The 14,739-nt window shown below is 54.4% G+C and carries 15 protein-coding genes; 13 read left to right on the top strand and 2 right to left on the bottom strand.

Annotation, left to right across the window (positions count from 1 at the left end; all coding sequences use genetic code 11):
* Window positions 1-8: 8 nt before the first annotated feature.
* Window positions 9-491 (bottom strand): zinc ribbon-containing protein, encoded by a 483-nt coding sequence (locus ACQE3Y_RS04940; RefSeq protein WP_250652103.1) that lies wholly within the window; start codon window positions 489-491, stop codon window positions 9-11.
* Between the two features lie 288 nt (window positions 492-779).
* On the opposite strand from ACQE3Y_RS04940, the gene leuS reads away from it, so the two are divergent.
* The 13 genes from leuS to lipA all read left to right on the top strand — a co-directional run bounded on the left by leuS (window position 780) and on the right by lipA (window position 14,319).
* On the top strand, window positions 780-3,362 hold the full coding sequence (gene leuS / locus ACQE3Y_RS04935) for a leucine--tRNA ligase (RefSeq protein WP_426980999.1): 2,583 nt from the start codon (window positions 780-782) through the stop codon (window positions 3,360-3,362).
* Between the two features lie 14 nt (window positions 3,363-3,376).
* Complete coding sequence (gene lptE, locus ACQE3Y_RS04930; protein ID WP_250652102.1) at window positions 3,377-3,979, top strand: LPS assembly lipoprotein LptE; 603 nt, start codon at window positions 3,377-3,379, stop codon at window positions 3,977-3,979.
* Entirely contained in the window at window positions 3,976-5,007 is a 1,032-nt protein-coding gene (gene holA, locus ACQE3Y_RS04925; protein ID WP_426980998.1) for a DNA polymerase III subunit delta, read from the top strand. Before lptE ends, holA begins: the two co-directional genes overlap by 4 nt.
* Window positions 5,008-5,652 carry a nicotinate-nucleotide adenylyltransferase gene (nadD, locus tag ACQE3Y_RS04920; protein WP_426980997.1) on the top strand — a complete coding sequence of 215 codons (645 nt, stop codon included), beginning with the start codon at window positions 5,008-5,010 and terminating at the stop codon, window positions 5,650-5,652.
* 88 nt (window positions 5,653-5,740) lie between these two features.
* Window positions 5,741-6,058: a ribosome silencing factor gene (gene rsfS, locus ACQE3Y_RS04915; RefSeq protein ID WP_085067631.1), complete on the top strand. Its 318-nt coding sequence runs from the start codon at window positions 5,741-5,743 to the stop codon at window positions 6,056-6,058.
* A gap of 3 nt (window positions 6,059-6,061) precedes the next feature.
* Window positions 6,062-6,532: a 23S rRNA (pseudouridine(1915)-N(3))-methyltransferase RlmH gene (rlmH, locus tag ACQE3Y_RS04910; protein WP_085067632.1), complete on the top strand. Its 471-nt coding sequence runs from the start codon at window positions 6,062-6,064 to the stop codon at window positions 6,530-6,532.
* Window positions 6,533-6,585: 53 nt separating this feature from the next.
* Window positions 6,586-8,490, top strand: a complete 1,905-nt coding sequence (mrdA, locus tag ACQE3Y_RS04905; protein ID WP_426980996.1) for a peptidoglycan DD-transpeptidase MrdA — start codon at window positions 6,586-6,588, stop codon at window positions 8,488-8,490.
* Between the two features lie 8 nt (window positions 8,491-8,498).
* Complete coding sequence (mrdB, locus tag ACQE3Y_RS04900; protein WP_250652683.1) at window positions 8,499-9,611, top strand: peptidoglycan glycosyltransferase MrdB; 1,113 nt, start codon at window positions 8,499-8,501, stop codon at window positions 9,609-9,611.
* Between the two features lie 10 nt (window positions 9,612-9,621).
* On the top strand, window positions 9,622-10,713 hold the full coding sequence (rlpA, locus tag ACQE3Y_RS04895) for an endolytic peptidoglycan transglycosylase RlpA (RefSeq protein WP_426980995.1): 1,092 nt from the start codon (window positions 9,622-9,624) through the stop codon (window positions 10,711-10,713).
* Between the two features lie 149 nt (window positions 10,714-10,862).
* The gene (gene dacA / locus ACQE3Y_RS04890) at window positions 10,863-12,074 is read left to right on the top strand and encodes a D-alanyl-D-alanine carboxypeptidase DacA (protein WP_426974085.1); all 1,212 of its coding nucleotides are present in this window, start codon (window positions 10,863-10,865) and stop codon (window positions 12,072-12,074) included.
* Between the two features lie 99 nt (window positions 12,075-12,173).
* A complete protein-coding gene (gene ybeD / locus ACQE3Y_RS04885) occupies window positions 12,174-12,437 on the top strand; it encodes a DUF493 family protein YbeD (RefSeq protein ID WP_085067636.1) in 264 nt (87 codons plus the stop codon).
* 84 nt (window positions 12,438-12,521) lie between these two features.
* Window positions 12,522-13,181: a lipoyl(octanoyl) transferase LipB gene (lipB, locus tag ACQE3Y_RS04880; RefSeq protein WP_426974084.1), complete on the top strand. Its 660-nt coding sequence runs from the start codon at window positions 12,522-12,524 to the stop codon at window positions 13,179-13,181.
* Between the two features lie 172 nt (window positions 13,182-13,353).
* Entirely contained in the window at window positions 13,354-14,319 is a 966-nt protein-coding gene (gene lipA / locus ACQE3Y_RS04875; RefSeq protein WP_085067638.1) for a lipoyl synthase, read from the top strand.
* Between the two features lie 90 nt (window positions 14,320-14,409).
* Here the strand turns inward: lipA and tatE are convergent, their stop codons facing one another.
* Window positions 14,410-14,610: a twin-arginine translocase subunit TatE gene (gene tatE, locus ACQE3Y_RS04870; RefSeq protein WP_085067639.1), complete on the bottom strand. Its 201-nt coding sequence runs from the start codon at window positions 14,608-14,610 to the stop codon at window positions 14,410-14,412.
* Window positions 14,611-14,739 lie beyond the last annotated feature (129 nt).

Here is a 14,739-nt window from a genome sequence, read left to right as displayed (position 1 = left end):
TATCAGGTTCAGGGCGTAAAAGGCTGGCGCTGGAAATGGTCATGCCCGCACTCAGGGCAAAGCGTCAGCGTCTCTGGCGTATAGATCGCCCGGGTAAAGTGGCACTTTTCACAAACCAGATTACCCAGTCCCACTACTTCGCCGCTCTGATAAACGCCATGGTGATTCAAATCCTGGAAAATCTCACGCCACTCCAGCTGGCTTTTATCGGTGATATCAGCCAGCTCTTTCCATACGCTTTCACGGATTACACGCATAAAAACGCTGTCTGTAGGGTCGCTTTCATTTTCATGATAGCTGCGGGCAAACTCCTCCAGGTCACGCCGGACCGCTCGCGTGACTTCGTTCACCTCGTTACGTGACAAATCGCTGTTCATTATAAGCTGCTGCCTGGCACGCTCTACCATTCCATCGATATCGCGTTCCCCCTGCGTTAAACGTTCACTGAGCGAAGAGATCAATTGCTGATAATGCTGCGCCACCTTATTCATATATTCTCCTGTTATCGCGATTGATGACTACGAGCCTGCGCCCTCCGCGCGTTGGGTTGGTCAGCACTCTGTGTAGCGGGGTTGTCATTAATTCTAGCGCTTCTCGCGAATTTACTCCGCCTGCGCCGCGATTCGCAGCAAATTCTGCAGCCATGCTTCCAGCTTGCAGAGAAATGGCCTGCCGGTTGCCGTCAGGTGTTGTTGCAGCAAAGCCTTATCGGCTATGCTATGCGGATCTTATCTACACAGTTCAGGCTTCGCGCTATTCATAAAGGACCACAGGCTGCCATGCAAGAGCAATACCGCCCGGAAGAGATCGAATCCCATGTTCAACAATACTGGGATCAACAACAGACCTTCAAAGTGACCGAAGAAGAAGGCAAAGAGAAATATTACTGCCTCTCAATGCTGCCCTATCCTTCTGGTCGCCTTCATATGGGCCATGTGCGCAACTACACCATTGGCGATGTGATTGCCCGTTACCAGCGTATGCTGGGTAAAAACGTACTGCAGCCGATCGGCTGGGATGCTTTCGGTCTGCCTGCGGAAGGCGCCGCGGTAAAAAACAAAACCGCGCCGGCCCCCTGGACCTATTCCAATATCGAATACATGAAGAACCAGCTGAAACTGCTGGGCTTTGGCTATGACTGGAGCCGCGAACTGGCCACCTGTCAGCCGGAATATTATCGCTGGGAACAGTGGTTCTTCACCAGGCTGTATGAAAAAGGCCTGGTTTATAAAAAAACTTCAGCGGTTAACTGGTGCCCCAACGACCAAACCGTGTTGGCGAATGAGCAGGTTATTGATGGCTGCTGCTGGCGCTGCGATACCAAAGTTGAGCGTAAAGAGATCCCGCAGTGGTTTATTAAAATCACCGACTACGCCGACGAATTGCTGAACGACCTGGACAAGCTGGAAGACTGGCCGGAACAGGTTAAAACCATGCAGCGCAACTGGATCGGGCGTTCTGAAGGGGTGGAAATCACCTTTGATGTGGACGGCAGCGAAGAGAAAGTTACCGTTTATACCACGCGTCCCGATACCTTTATGGGCGCAACCTACGTGGCGGTAGCCGCAGGTCATCCGCTGGCCACTCAGGCGGCGGTGAATAATCCGGCGCTGGCTGATTTCATTGCCGAGTGCCGTAATACCAAGGTAGCGGAAGCTGAAATGGCTACCATGGAGAAAAAAGGCATGGCGACCGGCCTGTTCGCAATTCATCCGCTGAGCGGTGAAAAAGTGCCGGTTTGGGTCGCTAACTTCGTACTGATGGAGTATGGCACCGGTGCGGTAATGGCTGTTCCCGCTCACGATCAGCGCGACTGGGAATTCGCCACAAAATATGACCTGCCGATTAAACCGGTGGTGCTGAATCTCGACGGCAGCGAGCCAGACGTCAGTGCAGCCGCCATGACCGACAAAGGCGCGCTGTTTAATTCTGCTGAGTTTGATGGTCTTAGCCATGAAGCGGGCTTCAACGCCATCGCTGACCGTCTGGCTGAAAAAGGCGTGGGCGTACGTAAAGTTAACTATCGTCTGCGCGACTGGGGCGTTTCTCGTCAACGTTACTGGGGCGCGCCGATCCCGATGGTCACCCTGGAAGATGGCACGGTAATGCCAACGCCGGAAGATCAGCTGCCGGTTATCCTGCCGGAAGATGTGGTTATGGATGGCATTACCAGCCCGATTAAGGCAGACCCGGAGTGGGCAAAAACCACCGTTAACGGCCAGCCAGCGCTGCGTGAAACCGACACCTTCGATACCTTTATGGAATCGTCCTGGTATTACGCACGTTACACCTGTCCCGACTACGATCAGGGCATGCTCGATCCTGCTGCGGCTAACTACTGGCTGCCGGTGGATCAATATATCGGCGGCATTGAACACGCGATCATGCATCTGATGTATTTCCGCTTCTTCCATAAGCTGCTGCGTGATGCGGGCATGGTCACCTCTGACGAGCCGGCAAAACGCCTGCTGTGCCAGGGCATGGTGTTAGCGGACGCCTTCTATTATCTGGGCGAAAACGGCGAGCGTAACTGGGTTTCTCCGGTAGAGGTCACCGTTGAACGCGATGAGAAAGGGCGTATCGTTAAGGCGACCGACGCCTCAGGCCGCGAAGTGATCTACGCGGGCATGAGCAAAATGTCAAAATCGAAAAATAACGGTATTGACCCGCAGCTGATGGTAGAGCGCTACGGCGCGGATACTGTTCGCCTGTTTATGATGTTTGCTTCACCGGCAGAGATGACGCTGGAGTGGCAGGAATCAGGCGTTGAAGGCGCTAACCGCTTCCTGAAACGCGTATGGAAGCTGGCTTACGAACACAGTCAGAAAGGCGCTACCGTCGCGCTGGATATCAACCGCCTTAACGATGACCAGAAAGCGCTGCGTCGCGATCTGCATAAAACCATCGCTAAAGTTTCTGATGATATTGGCCGCCGTCAGACCTTCAACACCGCCATCGCGGCGATCATGGAACTGATGAACAAACTGGCGCGCGCGCCGCAGGAAAGCGATCAGGATCGCGCTCTGCTGCAGGAAGCGCTGCTGGCCGTAGTGCGTATGCTTTATCCTTTCACTCCGCACGCCAGCTTTACGCTGTGGCAGGCGCTGGGTGGCGAAGGTGAAATTGACAATGCGCCGTGGCCGGTAGCCGATGAAGCCGCTATGGTGGAAGATTCGGTGCTGGTAGTGGTACAGGTTAATGGCAAAGTGCGCGGTAAAATTACCGTGCCGGCGGATGCGACTCAGGAGCAGGTTCAGGCGCTGGCTGCGCAGGAGCATCTGGTAGCGAAATACCTGGACGGCGTCACCATTCGTAAAGTGATTTACGTCCCGGGCAAACTGCTTAACCTGGTGGTAGGTTAAGTTCAGGAGGAACTGTGCGACATCCGATTTTTACCTTTTTACTTGGCCTGGCGGTACTGGTTACCGCCGGCTGCGGCTTCCATCTGCGTAGTACCACTCAGGTGCCGCATGAGCTGCGTACCCTGGTATTGCAAAGCAGCGATCCCTACGGTCCGTTAGCGCGCACGGTGCGTCAGCAGCTACGCCTGAATAACATTACGATTGTGGAAGCAGAGAATGCGGGCACCCGTACCGATCTGCCTACCCTGCGCCTGGCAGCTGAACGTCAGGGTCAGGATACGGCATCGGTGTTCCAGAACGGCGTCACGGCGGAATATTCCATGGTAATGACCGTCAGCGCTCAGGTGGTTATCCCTGGTAAGGGGATCTACCCGATCAGCGCCACGACCTATCGTTCCTTCGTGGATAACCCGCTGGCAGCGCTGGCGAAAGATGCCGAGCAAATCATCATCCGTGATGAAATGCGTCAGCGTGTCGCGGAGCAACTGGTCCGTAAGCTGCTGACAGTACACACCGCCCAGCTGAATGATAAAGAGACGCTGCCGTCATCAGATGTGCTGGCACCGGGTGAAGATTCACCGGAAGTCTCCTCCTCTTCGGCTACCAGCCTGCAATGATCAGGATTTACCCTGAGCAACTCCGCACGCAGCTCCATGAGGGGCTGCGTGCCTGTTATCTGCTAATGGGCAATGAACCGCTACTGCTGCAGGAGAGCCATGATGTCATCAAGGCCAGTGCGCAGCAGCAGGGGTTTATTGAACATTTCAGCGTGGTGCTGGATAACCAGACCGACTGGGACAGCGTATTTGGCAACTGTCAGGCGATGAGCCTGTTTGCCAGTCGCCAGACGCTGACCTTAACGCTGCCGGAAAACGGTCCCAACGCAGCGATGGCCAGCCAGCTGGAAAAGCTAAGTACGCTGCTGCATGACGATATTCTGCCAATTATTATCGGCAACAGGCTGACCAAAGCGCAGGAAAACAGCGCCTGGTTTAAATCACTCAGCGCCCAGGCGGTGCTGGTGCCCTGCGCAACGCCTGAGCATGCCCAGCTTCCGCGCTGGGTTGCCGCGCGTGCCAAAAGCATGCAGCTGGATTTGGATGAAGCTGCCTGTCAGCTGCTGTGCTACTGCTATGAAGGGAATCTGCTGGCGCTGGCACAGGCTCTGGAACGTTTATCACTGCTCTGGCCGGACGGCAAACTCACGCTGCCGCGTGTGGAGCAGGCGGTCAGCGATGCAGCGCACTTTACGCCTTTTCACTGGGTTGATGCATTGCTGGCGGGGAAAAGCAAACGCGCCCTGCATATCCTTCGGCAGCTTGCCGCCGAAGAGAGCGAGCCGGTGATTTTAATCCGCACTTTGCAGCGTGAATTGCTGCTGCTGTTGACGCTACAGCGCCAGCAGAGCAACGTTCCGCTGCGAACTCTGTTCGATCAGCATCGCGTATGGCAAAATCGTCGCGCTCTGTTCAGCGAAGCGCTGCAACGCCTGACGTTAGTGCAAATCCGTCAGGCTATTCAGCTGTTAACGCGCCTGGAAATCACTCTTAAACAGGATTACGGCCAGCGGCTGTGGCCGGAGATAGAAACTCTTTCGCTGCTGCTGTGTAATAAAGCCCTTCCTGCGGAATTAGGCGAATTTTAAATGGCTTCTCTGCATGCGCTCTTTGGCGGCACCTTTGATCCGATCCACTACGGCCATCTGAAAACCGTTCAGGCACTGGCGCAGGAGGTCGGTTTACATCAGGTTACACTGCTGCCGAATAATGTCCCGCCGCATCGCCCTCAGCCTGAAGCCAGCGCCGAGCAACGCGTTGCGATGGTCAGGCTGGCGATTGCCGATCGTCCGTTGTTTAACCTTGATACGCGCGAGCTGGAACGTCAGACCCCTTCCTATACGGTGGAAACGCTGGAGCAGCTGCGCGCTGAACGCGGGGCGCATCAGCCGCTGGCCTTTATCATTGGTCAGGACTCACTGCTTAGCCTGCATACATGGCATCGCTGGCAACAGCTAATGGATCTCTGTCATCTGCTGGTTTGCCAGCGCCCAGGTTACGATCGCGCGATGCCAACGTCAGCGCTTCAGGATTGGCTTGAGCAGCATCAGACAGCGGACGCCTCAGCCTTACATCAGCAGCCTGCCGGCCTGATCTGGCTGGCAGATACGCCGCTGGTGCCGGTTTCCGCTACCGATATTCGTCGCCGTCGTCATCAGGGGCTCTCCTGTGAAGATTTGCTTCCGCCCGCGGTTATCGACTATATCAATCATCAGGGCTTATATCGCCCTTGATAAGCGCATGTTATACTGCGCCGCTCAATTTTTCAGGCGCCGCGAAGCGCGTTTGACAGACAACAGAAACGCTTAAAAGGTGAACCTTTTGCAAGGTAAAGAACTCCAAGATTTCGTTATTGATAAGATTGATGATCTGAAAGGTCAGGACATTATTGCTATCAACGTGCAGGGTAAATCCAGCATTACCGATTGTATGATCATTTGTACCGGCACCTCTTCCCGTCACGTGATGTCTATTGCCGATCACGTTATGGAAGAGTCCCGCGCTGCGGGCCTGATCCCGCTTGGCGTGGAAGGGAAAAACGTTGCCGACTGGGTGGTGGTCGACCTCGGTGAAATTATTGTTCACGTCATGCAGGAAGAGAGTCGTCACCTGTATGAGCTGGAAAAGCTCTGGAGTTAAGTCGTGAAGTTGCAGCTTGTTGCCGTAGGCACCAAAATGCCGGACTGGGTTCAAACCGGCTTTATGGAATACCTGCGTCGCTTTCCAAAAGATATGCCGCTGGAGTTGACCGAGGTCACTGCCGGCAAGCGCGGTAAAAACGCGGATATCAAACGCATTCTTGAAAAAGAAGGGGAAGCGATGCTGGCTGCCGTCGGCAAGGGTAACCGTATTGTGACGCTGGATATTCCCGGACAACCCTGGGAAACGCCACAGCTTGCCCAACAGCTGGAGCGCTGGAAGCAGGATGGCCGCGATGTCAGCCTGCTGATTGGCGGCCCGGAAGGGTTATCGCCAGCCTGCAAAGCCGCAGCGGAACAGAGCTGGTCTCTTTCAGCGCTTACGCTGCCTCATCCGCTGGTACGCGTGTTGGTTGCAGAAAGCCTGTATCGTGCATGGAGCATTACTGCGAATCATCCTTATCATCGTGAATAATCCGGATCATCGTGAATAATCCGATAAGGCCAAACGGACATCTCAAACAGCGGATGAAATCTCAACGTAACGCTTTTCGTGACTATACTGCCGAGCAAACCCTGTTTGTACGGCGGGCGCTGCTGGCGTTCGTCGGCATTTTATTGCTCTCCGGTATTCTGGTCTTCAACCTGTATCATCTGCAGATCTTACGCTTCGAAGATTACAGCACCCGCTCTAACCAAAACCGCATCAAGCTGGTGCCGGTGGCGCCCAGCCGCGGCATTATCTATGACCGCAACGGCACGCCGCTGGCGCTGAACCGCACCATTTATCAGGCGGAGCTGGTGCCGGAAAAAGTTGATAACCTCAAACAGACGCTACAGGCGCTGCGGCCGGTGCTCGATCTCACCGATGATGATATTGAGAATTTTGAGAAAGAGCGCAAGCGGTCGCGTCGCTTTACCTCCATCCCCTTAAAAACCGCGCTGAATGATGTGCAGGTTGCCCGTTTCGCCGTGAACCAGTATCGCTTTCCCGGCGTTGAGGTAAAAGGTTACCAGCGGCGCTACTACCCTTACGGTCAAACGCTGACCCATGTGGTGGGCTACGTCTCTAAAATTAACGATCGTGACGTAGCGCGCCTGGATAAAGAGGGTAAATGGCCTAACTATGCGGCAACGCACGATATCGGCAAGCTGGGCATTGAGAACTATTACGAAGATGTGCTGCACGGTAAAACCGGCTATGAAGAGGTTGAGGTCAACAACCGTGGCCGTGTGATCCGTCAGTTACATGAGCAGTCGCCGCAGGCCGGGCGTGATATCTGGCTGACCATCGATCTTAAGCTGCAACAATATATTGAGACGCTGCTGGTCGGCAGCCGCGCGGCGGTGGTGGTGAGCGATCCGCGTACCGGCGAGATTCTGGCGATGGTTTCCACGCCAAGCTACGATCCAAACCTGTTTGTTGATGGCATTTCCAGCAAGGATTATAAGGCGCTGCTGCAGGATGAAAACCGCCCGCTTTATAACCGTGCGATTCAGGCCGCGTATCCGCCGGCATCAACAGTGAAGCCCTATGTCGCCGTCTCCGCGTTAAGCGCCGGGGTTATCAATCGTAACACCAGCCTGTTCGATCCTGGCTGGTGGCAGCTGCCCGGCTCTGAAAAACGTTACCGCGACTGGAAAAAGTGGGGACACGGTCGGCTGAATGTGACCAAATCCCTTGAAGAGTCAGCGGATACCTTCTTCTATCAGGTTGCCTATGATATGGGTATCGATCGCCTGTCAGAGTGGATGAATAAATTTGGCTACGGCCAGCGCACCGGTATCGATTTGCCGCAGGAAAACCCCGGCAATATGCCGACGCGCGAATGGAAAATGAAGCGCTTTAAAAAGCCGTGGTATCAGGGTGATACTATTCCGGTGGGTATCGGTCAGGGCTACTGGACGGCAACGCCGCTGCAGATGAACAAAGCGTTGATGATCTTAATCAACGACGGCTTAATCAAAACGCCACATTTGCTGCGCGCCACGCGGGAAAACAACGTGCTGGTGCCTTATCGTCAGCCGCCGTCTGCCCCGATTGGCGATATTCACTCCGGCTATTGGGAGATTGCAAAAGATGGCATGTACGGCGTAGCTAACCGGCCTAACGGCACCGCACATAAAAGTTTTGACAACGCGCCCTATAAAATTGCCGCAAAATCCGGTACGGCACAGGTGTTCGGCCTGAAAGAGAATGAAACCTATAATGCGCACAAAATTGCAGAACGGCTGCGCGACCATAAGTTAATGACTGCGTTTGCACCTTACGATAAGCCGCGCGTAGCGGTAACCATCATCCTGGAGAATGGCGGTGCAGGTCCGGCTGTGGGCACGGTGATGCGCCAGATCCTCGACCACATTATGTTAGGCGATAATAATACGGTGCTGCCGGATGCCGCGCCGACCCCGCCCGGTTATGAAGGTGAATAACGATGTCCATGAACGATAATCCGCAAAAAAAATCGATCTGGACCAAGATTCATATCGATCCCCTGTTCCTGATTATTATCTCCTGCCTGCTGATCTACAGTGCCTTTGTTATGTGGAGCGCCAGCGGTCAGGATCCCGGCATGATGGAGCGTAAAATCGGCCAGATTTTTATGGGACTGGCGGTAATGGTGGCGATGGCGCAGGTGCCGCCGCGCGTCTATGAAGGCTGGGCGCCCTACCTTTATCTGGTTTGCGTGGTGCTATTGATTGCGGTAGATGCCTTCGGGCATATCAGTAAAGGCGCGCAGCGCTGGCTGGATCTTGGCATAGTTCGCTTTCAGCCTTCGGAGATCGCAAAAATCGCCGTTCCGCTGATGGTGGCGCGTTTTATTAACCGCGATATTTGCCCGCCGACGTTAAAGAATACCGGTATTGCGCTGGTGCTGATTTTTGTGCCCACGCTGTTGGTAGCCGCTCAGCCCGATCTCGGCACCTCGATTCTGGTTGCCACTTCTGGCCTGTTCGTGCTGTTCTTAGCCGGTATGAACTGGAAGCTGATCGGCGTGGCCGTACTGCTGGTCGCCGCCTTTATTCCGATACTGTGGTTTTTCCTGATGCACGATTATCAGCGTGACCGCGTGATGATGCTGCTCGACCCGGAAAGCGATCCGCTAGGTGCCGGTTATCATATTATTCAGTCGAAGATCGCTATCGGCTCTGGTGGCCTGCGCGGTAAAGGCTGGCTGCATGGCACCCAGTCACAGCTGGAGTTTCTGCCGGAGCGTCATACCGACTTTATCTTTGCGGTGCTGGCTGAAGAGCTGGGGCTGGTAGGCGTCCTGATCCTGCTGGCCCTCTATCTGATGCTGATCATGCGCGGCCTGGTTATCGCTGCGCGTGCTCAAACCACGTTTGGCCGGGTAATGGCTGGCGGCCTGATGCTGATTTTGTTTGTCTACGTTTTCGTTAATATTGGCATGGTTAGTGGTATCTTACCGGTGGTTGGCGTTCCTTTGCCGCTGGTAAGCTACGGTGGCTCGGCGCTGATTGTACTGATGGCTGGATTTGGCATCGTTATGTCGATTCACACACACCGAAAATTATTGTCTAAAAGCGTTTAAGAGGCTCTCGATGCGTAAGGATTGGCTTTGGGTGGGTGCAGCTTCGCTGCTGCTCGCCGCCTGTACGACTCCCACAGAACAGCAGACGCCCGCTCCGCAGCAGCCTGCTTATAACGGCCCGGTTGTGGAGATCGGCGGCGTCGAGCCGCGCTATGAGCCGATAAATCCGGCCACCAGCCAGGATTACAGCGTCAATGGCAAAACCTGGCGGATTATAAAAGATCCCTCTAACTATAGCGAAACCGGACTGGCCAGCTGGTATAGCGAGCAGGCCAACGGTACGCGTACCGCTACCGGTGAAACCTTCGATCAGGAAGGGTTAACCGCAGCTCACCCTACCCTGCCCCTGCCCAGCTATGTGCGGGTAACCAACCTTGCCAACGGCAGGCAACTGGTGGTGCGCGTTAACGATCGCGGCCCTTACACGCCAGGCCGCATTATTGACCTTTCGCGCGCGGCCGGGGATCGACTGAACATATCTAATAACACGCGCGTACGTGTTGATTACATCAAGGTTGCGCCGGACGGCTCGCTTTCCGGTCCTGGCACCATTGGCACCGTGGTTGCCAAACAGAGCTACGCCTTACCGTCGCCTCCCGATATCGGTGGCGGAACCATGATGATGGGCGGCTCCGCTGCGGCGGGACAGCCAGCAGCGACTGAACAGCCGCAAAATATACATCCAGTGGATAACAGTACGCTCACCAGCGATAGCTCAATCGGCGCACCGGTACGCAGCAGCGGCTTCCTTGGTGCACCAACGCCGCTCCATGCGGGCGTACTGGAAGGCAGCGAGCCAGAAACGCCAGCGGCCTCGCCATCGCCTGCGGCTGGCAGCGTGTCGGCGGCGGCACCCTCTGCGGCAGCGGGAAATTATGTGGTCCAGGTTGGCGCGCTCAGCGATGCCGGTCGGGCGCAACAGTGGGCGGAGAAACTGAAATCGCAGTTTGGCGTACCGGGTACGGTAGCCAGCAGCGGTAAACTTTATCGCGTACAGCTGGGACCGTTTGCTTCCCGTCAACAGGCGGCGGCGCTGCAGCAGCGGCTGATTAGTGAAGCCAGTCAGCAATCCTTTATTACCGTGATTCAAAGCGGCATGTAAAAACCAACGGCGGCCACTTTGCGTTAAGACAACAGAAAACAGGCTGGCTGTTTATTTTGTCAACGCAAAGTTGGGTGCCTGTAAAAACGCCTTTTGCTATAGTAAGGCACTTTTTTTCACTAACCTCCACGGATGATGTTGTCCTTAACATGAATACGCTGAAAACCTGTCACTATTTTAAGCGCCTGGCGGCGGGCACCGTGATTGCCCTGAGCCTGAGCCAGGCCGCGCTGGCTGAAGATATTAATCTTAAAACCATGATCCCTGGCGTACCGGAGATTGACGCAGAAGCGTATATCCTGATCGACTATAACTCCGGGAAAGTCCTTGCTGAAAAGAATGCCGACGCGCGTCGCGACCCGGCCAGCCTGACCAAAATGATGACCAGTTATGTTATTGGCCAGGCGGTGAAAGCAGGCAAAATTCATCAGGACGATATGGTTACTGTGGGCCAGGATGCCTGGGCGACCGGAAATCCGGTGTTCCGTGGTTCTTCGCTGATGTTTCTGAAGCCGGGCGATCGCGTACCGGTTTCCCAGCTGACGCGCGGTATCGTGCTGCAGTCCGGCAATGATGCCTGCGTCGCTATGGCAGACTATGTGGCAGGCAGTCAGGATGCGTTTGTCGGCCTGATGAACAACTATGTCAAAGCGCTGGGCTTGCAAAACACTCACTTCCAGACGGTGCATGGTCTGGATGCAGATGGCCAGTATAGTTCCGCGCGCGATATGGCGCTGATTGGTCAGGCGCTGATCCGTGATGTGCCGGAAGAGTATGCGGTTTATAAAGAGAAAGAGTTCACTTTCAACAATATTCGTCAGATGAACCGTAACGGCCTGCTGTGGGATACCAGCCTGAACGTCGACGGCATCAAAACGGGCCATACCTCCGCAGCCGGTTATAACCTGGTCGCGTCCGCGACTGAAGGCCAGATGCGTCTGATCTCGGCGGTACTGGGCGGCCATACTTATAAAGGCCGTGAAGTTGAAAGTAAAAAGCTGTTGACCTGGGGCTTCCGTTTCTTTGAAACCGTTGCGCCGTTGAAAGCTGGAAAAGAGTTCGCCTCTGAGCCAGTATGGTTTGGCAACAGCGATCGCGTTCAGCTTGGTGTCAGTAAGGATATGTATCTGACCATTCCACGCGGACGGATGAAAGATCTGAAAGCCAGCTACGTGCTGAGCAATACCGAACTGCATGCGCCGCTGCAGAAAAATCAGGTGGTCGGTACCATTAACTTCCAGCTGGATGGCAAAACAATTGAGCAACGCCCGTTAGTGGTACTGAATGAAGTGCCGGAAGGGGGTTTCTTTAGCCGCATCGTGGATTATATTAAGCTGATGTTCCACCACTGGTTCGGTTAAGGCGCGAGGCGGTTGATATTCGCTCTGTTCGCCCTTATATCCTGATTATGTGTAAGCTCCCGCTGCGGCGGGAGTCTTTTTTTTAGCACCGGAGTCTCTATGAAAACCAAACTGAACGAACTGCTCGAATTTCCCTGTTCTTTTACCTATAAAGTCATGGGACTGGCACAGCCGGAGCTGGTTGATCACGTGGTGGAAGTGGTGCAGCGTCATGCGCCAGGCGATTATACGCCAGATGTAAAACCCAGCAGCAAAGGCAACTATCACTCTGTCTCGATTACCATCACCGCGACGCATATTGAGCAGGTTGAAACGCTGTATGAAGAGCTGGGCAAAATCGAAATTGTGCGTATGGTGCTGTAATTCCATGCGCGTCAGCCTGGGCGGGTAGAGCTCGTCCAGGAGCAGCGTTATACTTCCCTCTTTATCTGGAACGGAAAGCACGTTTTGCAGCAGCCTCCTCTTATTGTTCGCCCGTTGGGTCTGCGCCCCTGGGAATCTGTCTCTCTTGCCATGCATCAGTTTACTGATAGCCGTACTGCCGATACGCCGGATGAGCTGTGGCTGGTAGAGCATCCTGCGGTTTTTACGCAGGGTCAGGCGGGTAAGGCTGAGCATTTACTGATGCCCGGCGATATTCCCGTGGTGCAGAGCGATCGCGGCGGCCAGGTGACCTATCACGGCCCGGGGCAGCAGATATTGTACGTATTAATCGATCTGAAACGCCGCAAGCTGGGTGTACGTCAGTTGGTTACCGCTATCGAACAAACGGTGGTTGAGACGCTGGCGCATTATGATGTGGCAGCCTATGCGCGCCCCGATGCTCCCGGCGTCTATGTGGATGGCAAAAAAATCTGTTCGCTCGGGCTACGTATTCGTCAGGGCTGCTCTTTTCATGGGCTGGCATTGAATATCGCTATGGACCTTGCGCCTTTTCAGCGCATTAATCCCTGCGGCTACGCCGGACTGGAGATGACGCAGCTAAGTGCGTTTCGTGCTGGTATCACGCCGCAAGAGGTGCAGCCCGTGCTGATTGAAAAGTTTTTGCAGCAGGTGGCGATCCCGTCGGCCAGCTGGCAACCAGCGGAGCACTCTGCTTTTTTGTAAAGGTGCAGGCTGCTTTACAAATTTGCAACTTTTTAGCACGCCGTCAGGCTGTTTGTCAGGCGCTGAAATGATATAATTTTTGCACTTTTTTCAAATAAAGTTGAAAAAGCAGCCGGCTCGTTGAGTTACCGCCTCTTTTCAAACTGCAATCCAACCTGGAAACTGCAAGCTTATGAGTAAACCGATTCAGATGGAACGCGGCGTCAAATATCGCGACGCAGACAAAATGGCGTTAATCCCGGTGAAAACCGTGGTAACCGAGCGCCAGGAGTTGTTGCGCAAGCCGGAATGGATGAAGATCAAACTGCCCGCCGACTCCAGCCGTATTCAGGGCATTAAAGCGGCGATGCGTAAAAACGGTCTGCACTCTGTCTGTGAAGAGGCCTCCTGCCCTAACCTTGCAGAATGTTTTAACCACGGTACGGCCACCTTTATGATCCTGGGTGCCATCTGTACTCGTCGCTGCCCATTCTGCGACGTGGCGCATGGTCGCCCGCTTACGCCAGACAGCAACGAGCCAGCCAAACTGGCACAAACCATTGCCGATATGGGCCTGCGCTATGTGGTCGTGACCTCAGTGGATCGCGACGATCTGCGTGACGGCGGCGCACAGCATTTTGCCGATTGCATCACCGCAATTCGTGAAAAAAACCCAACGATAAAAATCGAAACGCTGGTACCAGATTTCCGTGGCCGTATGGATCGTGCGCTGGAGATCCTGACCGCAACGCCGCCGGATGTGTTTAACCACAACCTGGAAAACGTGCCGCGTATCTATCGTCAGGTGCGTCCCGGCGCTAATTATGAGTGGTCGCTGAAACTGCTGGAGCGTTTCAAAGAAGCACATCCGGATATCCCGACCAAATCGGGCCTGATGGTGGGTCTGGGCGAAACCAATGCGGAAATTATCGAAGTGATGCGCGATCTGCGTCGTCATGGCGTGACCATGCTTACGCTGGGTCAGTACCTGCAGCCAAGCCGTCATCACCTGCCGGTTCAGCGCTATGTCAGCCCGGCAGAATTTGATGAAATGAAAGAAGAAGCGTTGGCGATGGGCTTTACCCACGCCGCCTGCGGTCCTTTTGTACGCTCTTCTTATCACGCCGATCTGCAGGCGAAAGGGCTGGAAGTTAAATAAGCGCTTTGTTGCAAAAAAACGCAGCCATGAGCTGCGTTTTTTTATTACCGCTGCGAAGTTACAATTTGTAACTTAACGCTGCCGCAGGGGTTACTCTTTATGGGTGACGCGCTCAGCAGGCATTTCTTCTGCTTTCGCAGCCGGTGCCGCATCCTCATCCTTCATCGCTTTTTTAAAGCCTTTAATGGCGGCACCTAAATCACCACCCAGCGAACGGAGTTTATTCGTACCGAACAGCAGTACGATCAACGCACCAATAACCAGTAACTTGGCAATGCTGATACCTTCCATAACACCTATTTACCTTAAACGAGAAGCCAACGTCGGCTATTAACGCGCAGAACGTTACCCAATACAACCGCCACTTGTAACAGATTACAAATTTTTTTGACGCGCAAAACAAGGGGGTGGTTGCTTATT

Origin of the sequence: Pantoea sp. FN0305 (genome assembly GCF_050113845.1) — a bacterium.
In the GTDB taxonomy this organism is placed as follows: Bacteria; Pseudomonadota; Gammaproteobacteria; order Enterobacterales; family Enterobacteriaceae; genus Mixta; species Mixta alhagi.
This window is presented reverse-complemented; position numbering and strand designations above follow the sequence as displayed.

Coding starts and splice junctions, on each gene's coding strand:
- nadD (WP_426980997.1), top strand. CDS start 5,008: ATGGCTTCTCTGCATGCGCTCTTTGGCGGCACCTTTGATCCGATCCAC.
- mrdB (WP_250652683.1), top strand. CDS start 8,499: ATGAACGATAATCCGCAAAAAAAATCGATCTGGACCAAGATTCATATC.
- ACQE3Y_RS04940 (WP_250652103.1), bottom strand. CDS start 491: ATGAATAAGGTGGCGCAGCATTATCAGCAATTGATCTCTTCGCTCAGT.
- mrdA (WP_426980996.1), top strand. CDS start 6,586: ATGAAATCTCAACGTAACGCTTTTCGTGACTATACTGCCGAGCAAACC.
- ybeD (WP_085067636.1), top strand. CDS start 12,174: ATGAAAACCAAACTGAACGAACTGCTCGAATTTCCCTGTTCTTTTACC.
- rlpA (WP_426980995.1), top strand. CDS start 9,622: ATGCGTAAGGATTGGCTTTGGGTGGGTGCAGCTTCGCTGCTGCTCGCC.
- dacA (WP_426974085.1), top strand. CDS start 10,863: ATGAATACGCTGAAAACCTGTCACTATTTTAAGCGCCTGGCGGCGGGC.
- holA (WP_426980998.1), top strand. CDS start 3,976: ATGATCAGGATTTACCCTGAGCAACTCCGCACGCAGCTCCATGAGGGG.
- leuS (WP_426980999.1), top strand. CDS start 780: ATGCAAGAGCAATACCGCCCGGAAGAGATCGAATCCCATGTTCAACAA.
- tatE (WP_085067639.1), bottom strand. CDS start 14,610: ATGGAAGGTATCAGCATTGCCAAGTTACTGGTTATTGGTGCGTTGATC.
- lipA (WP_085067638.1), top strand. CDS start 13,354: ATGAGTAAACCGATTCAGATGGAACGCGGCGTCAAATATCGCGACGCA.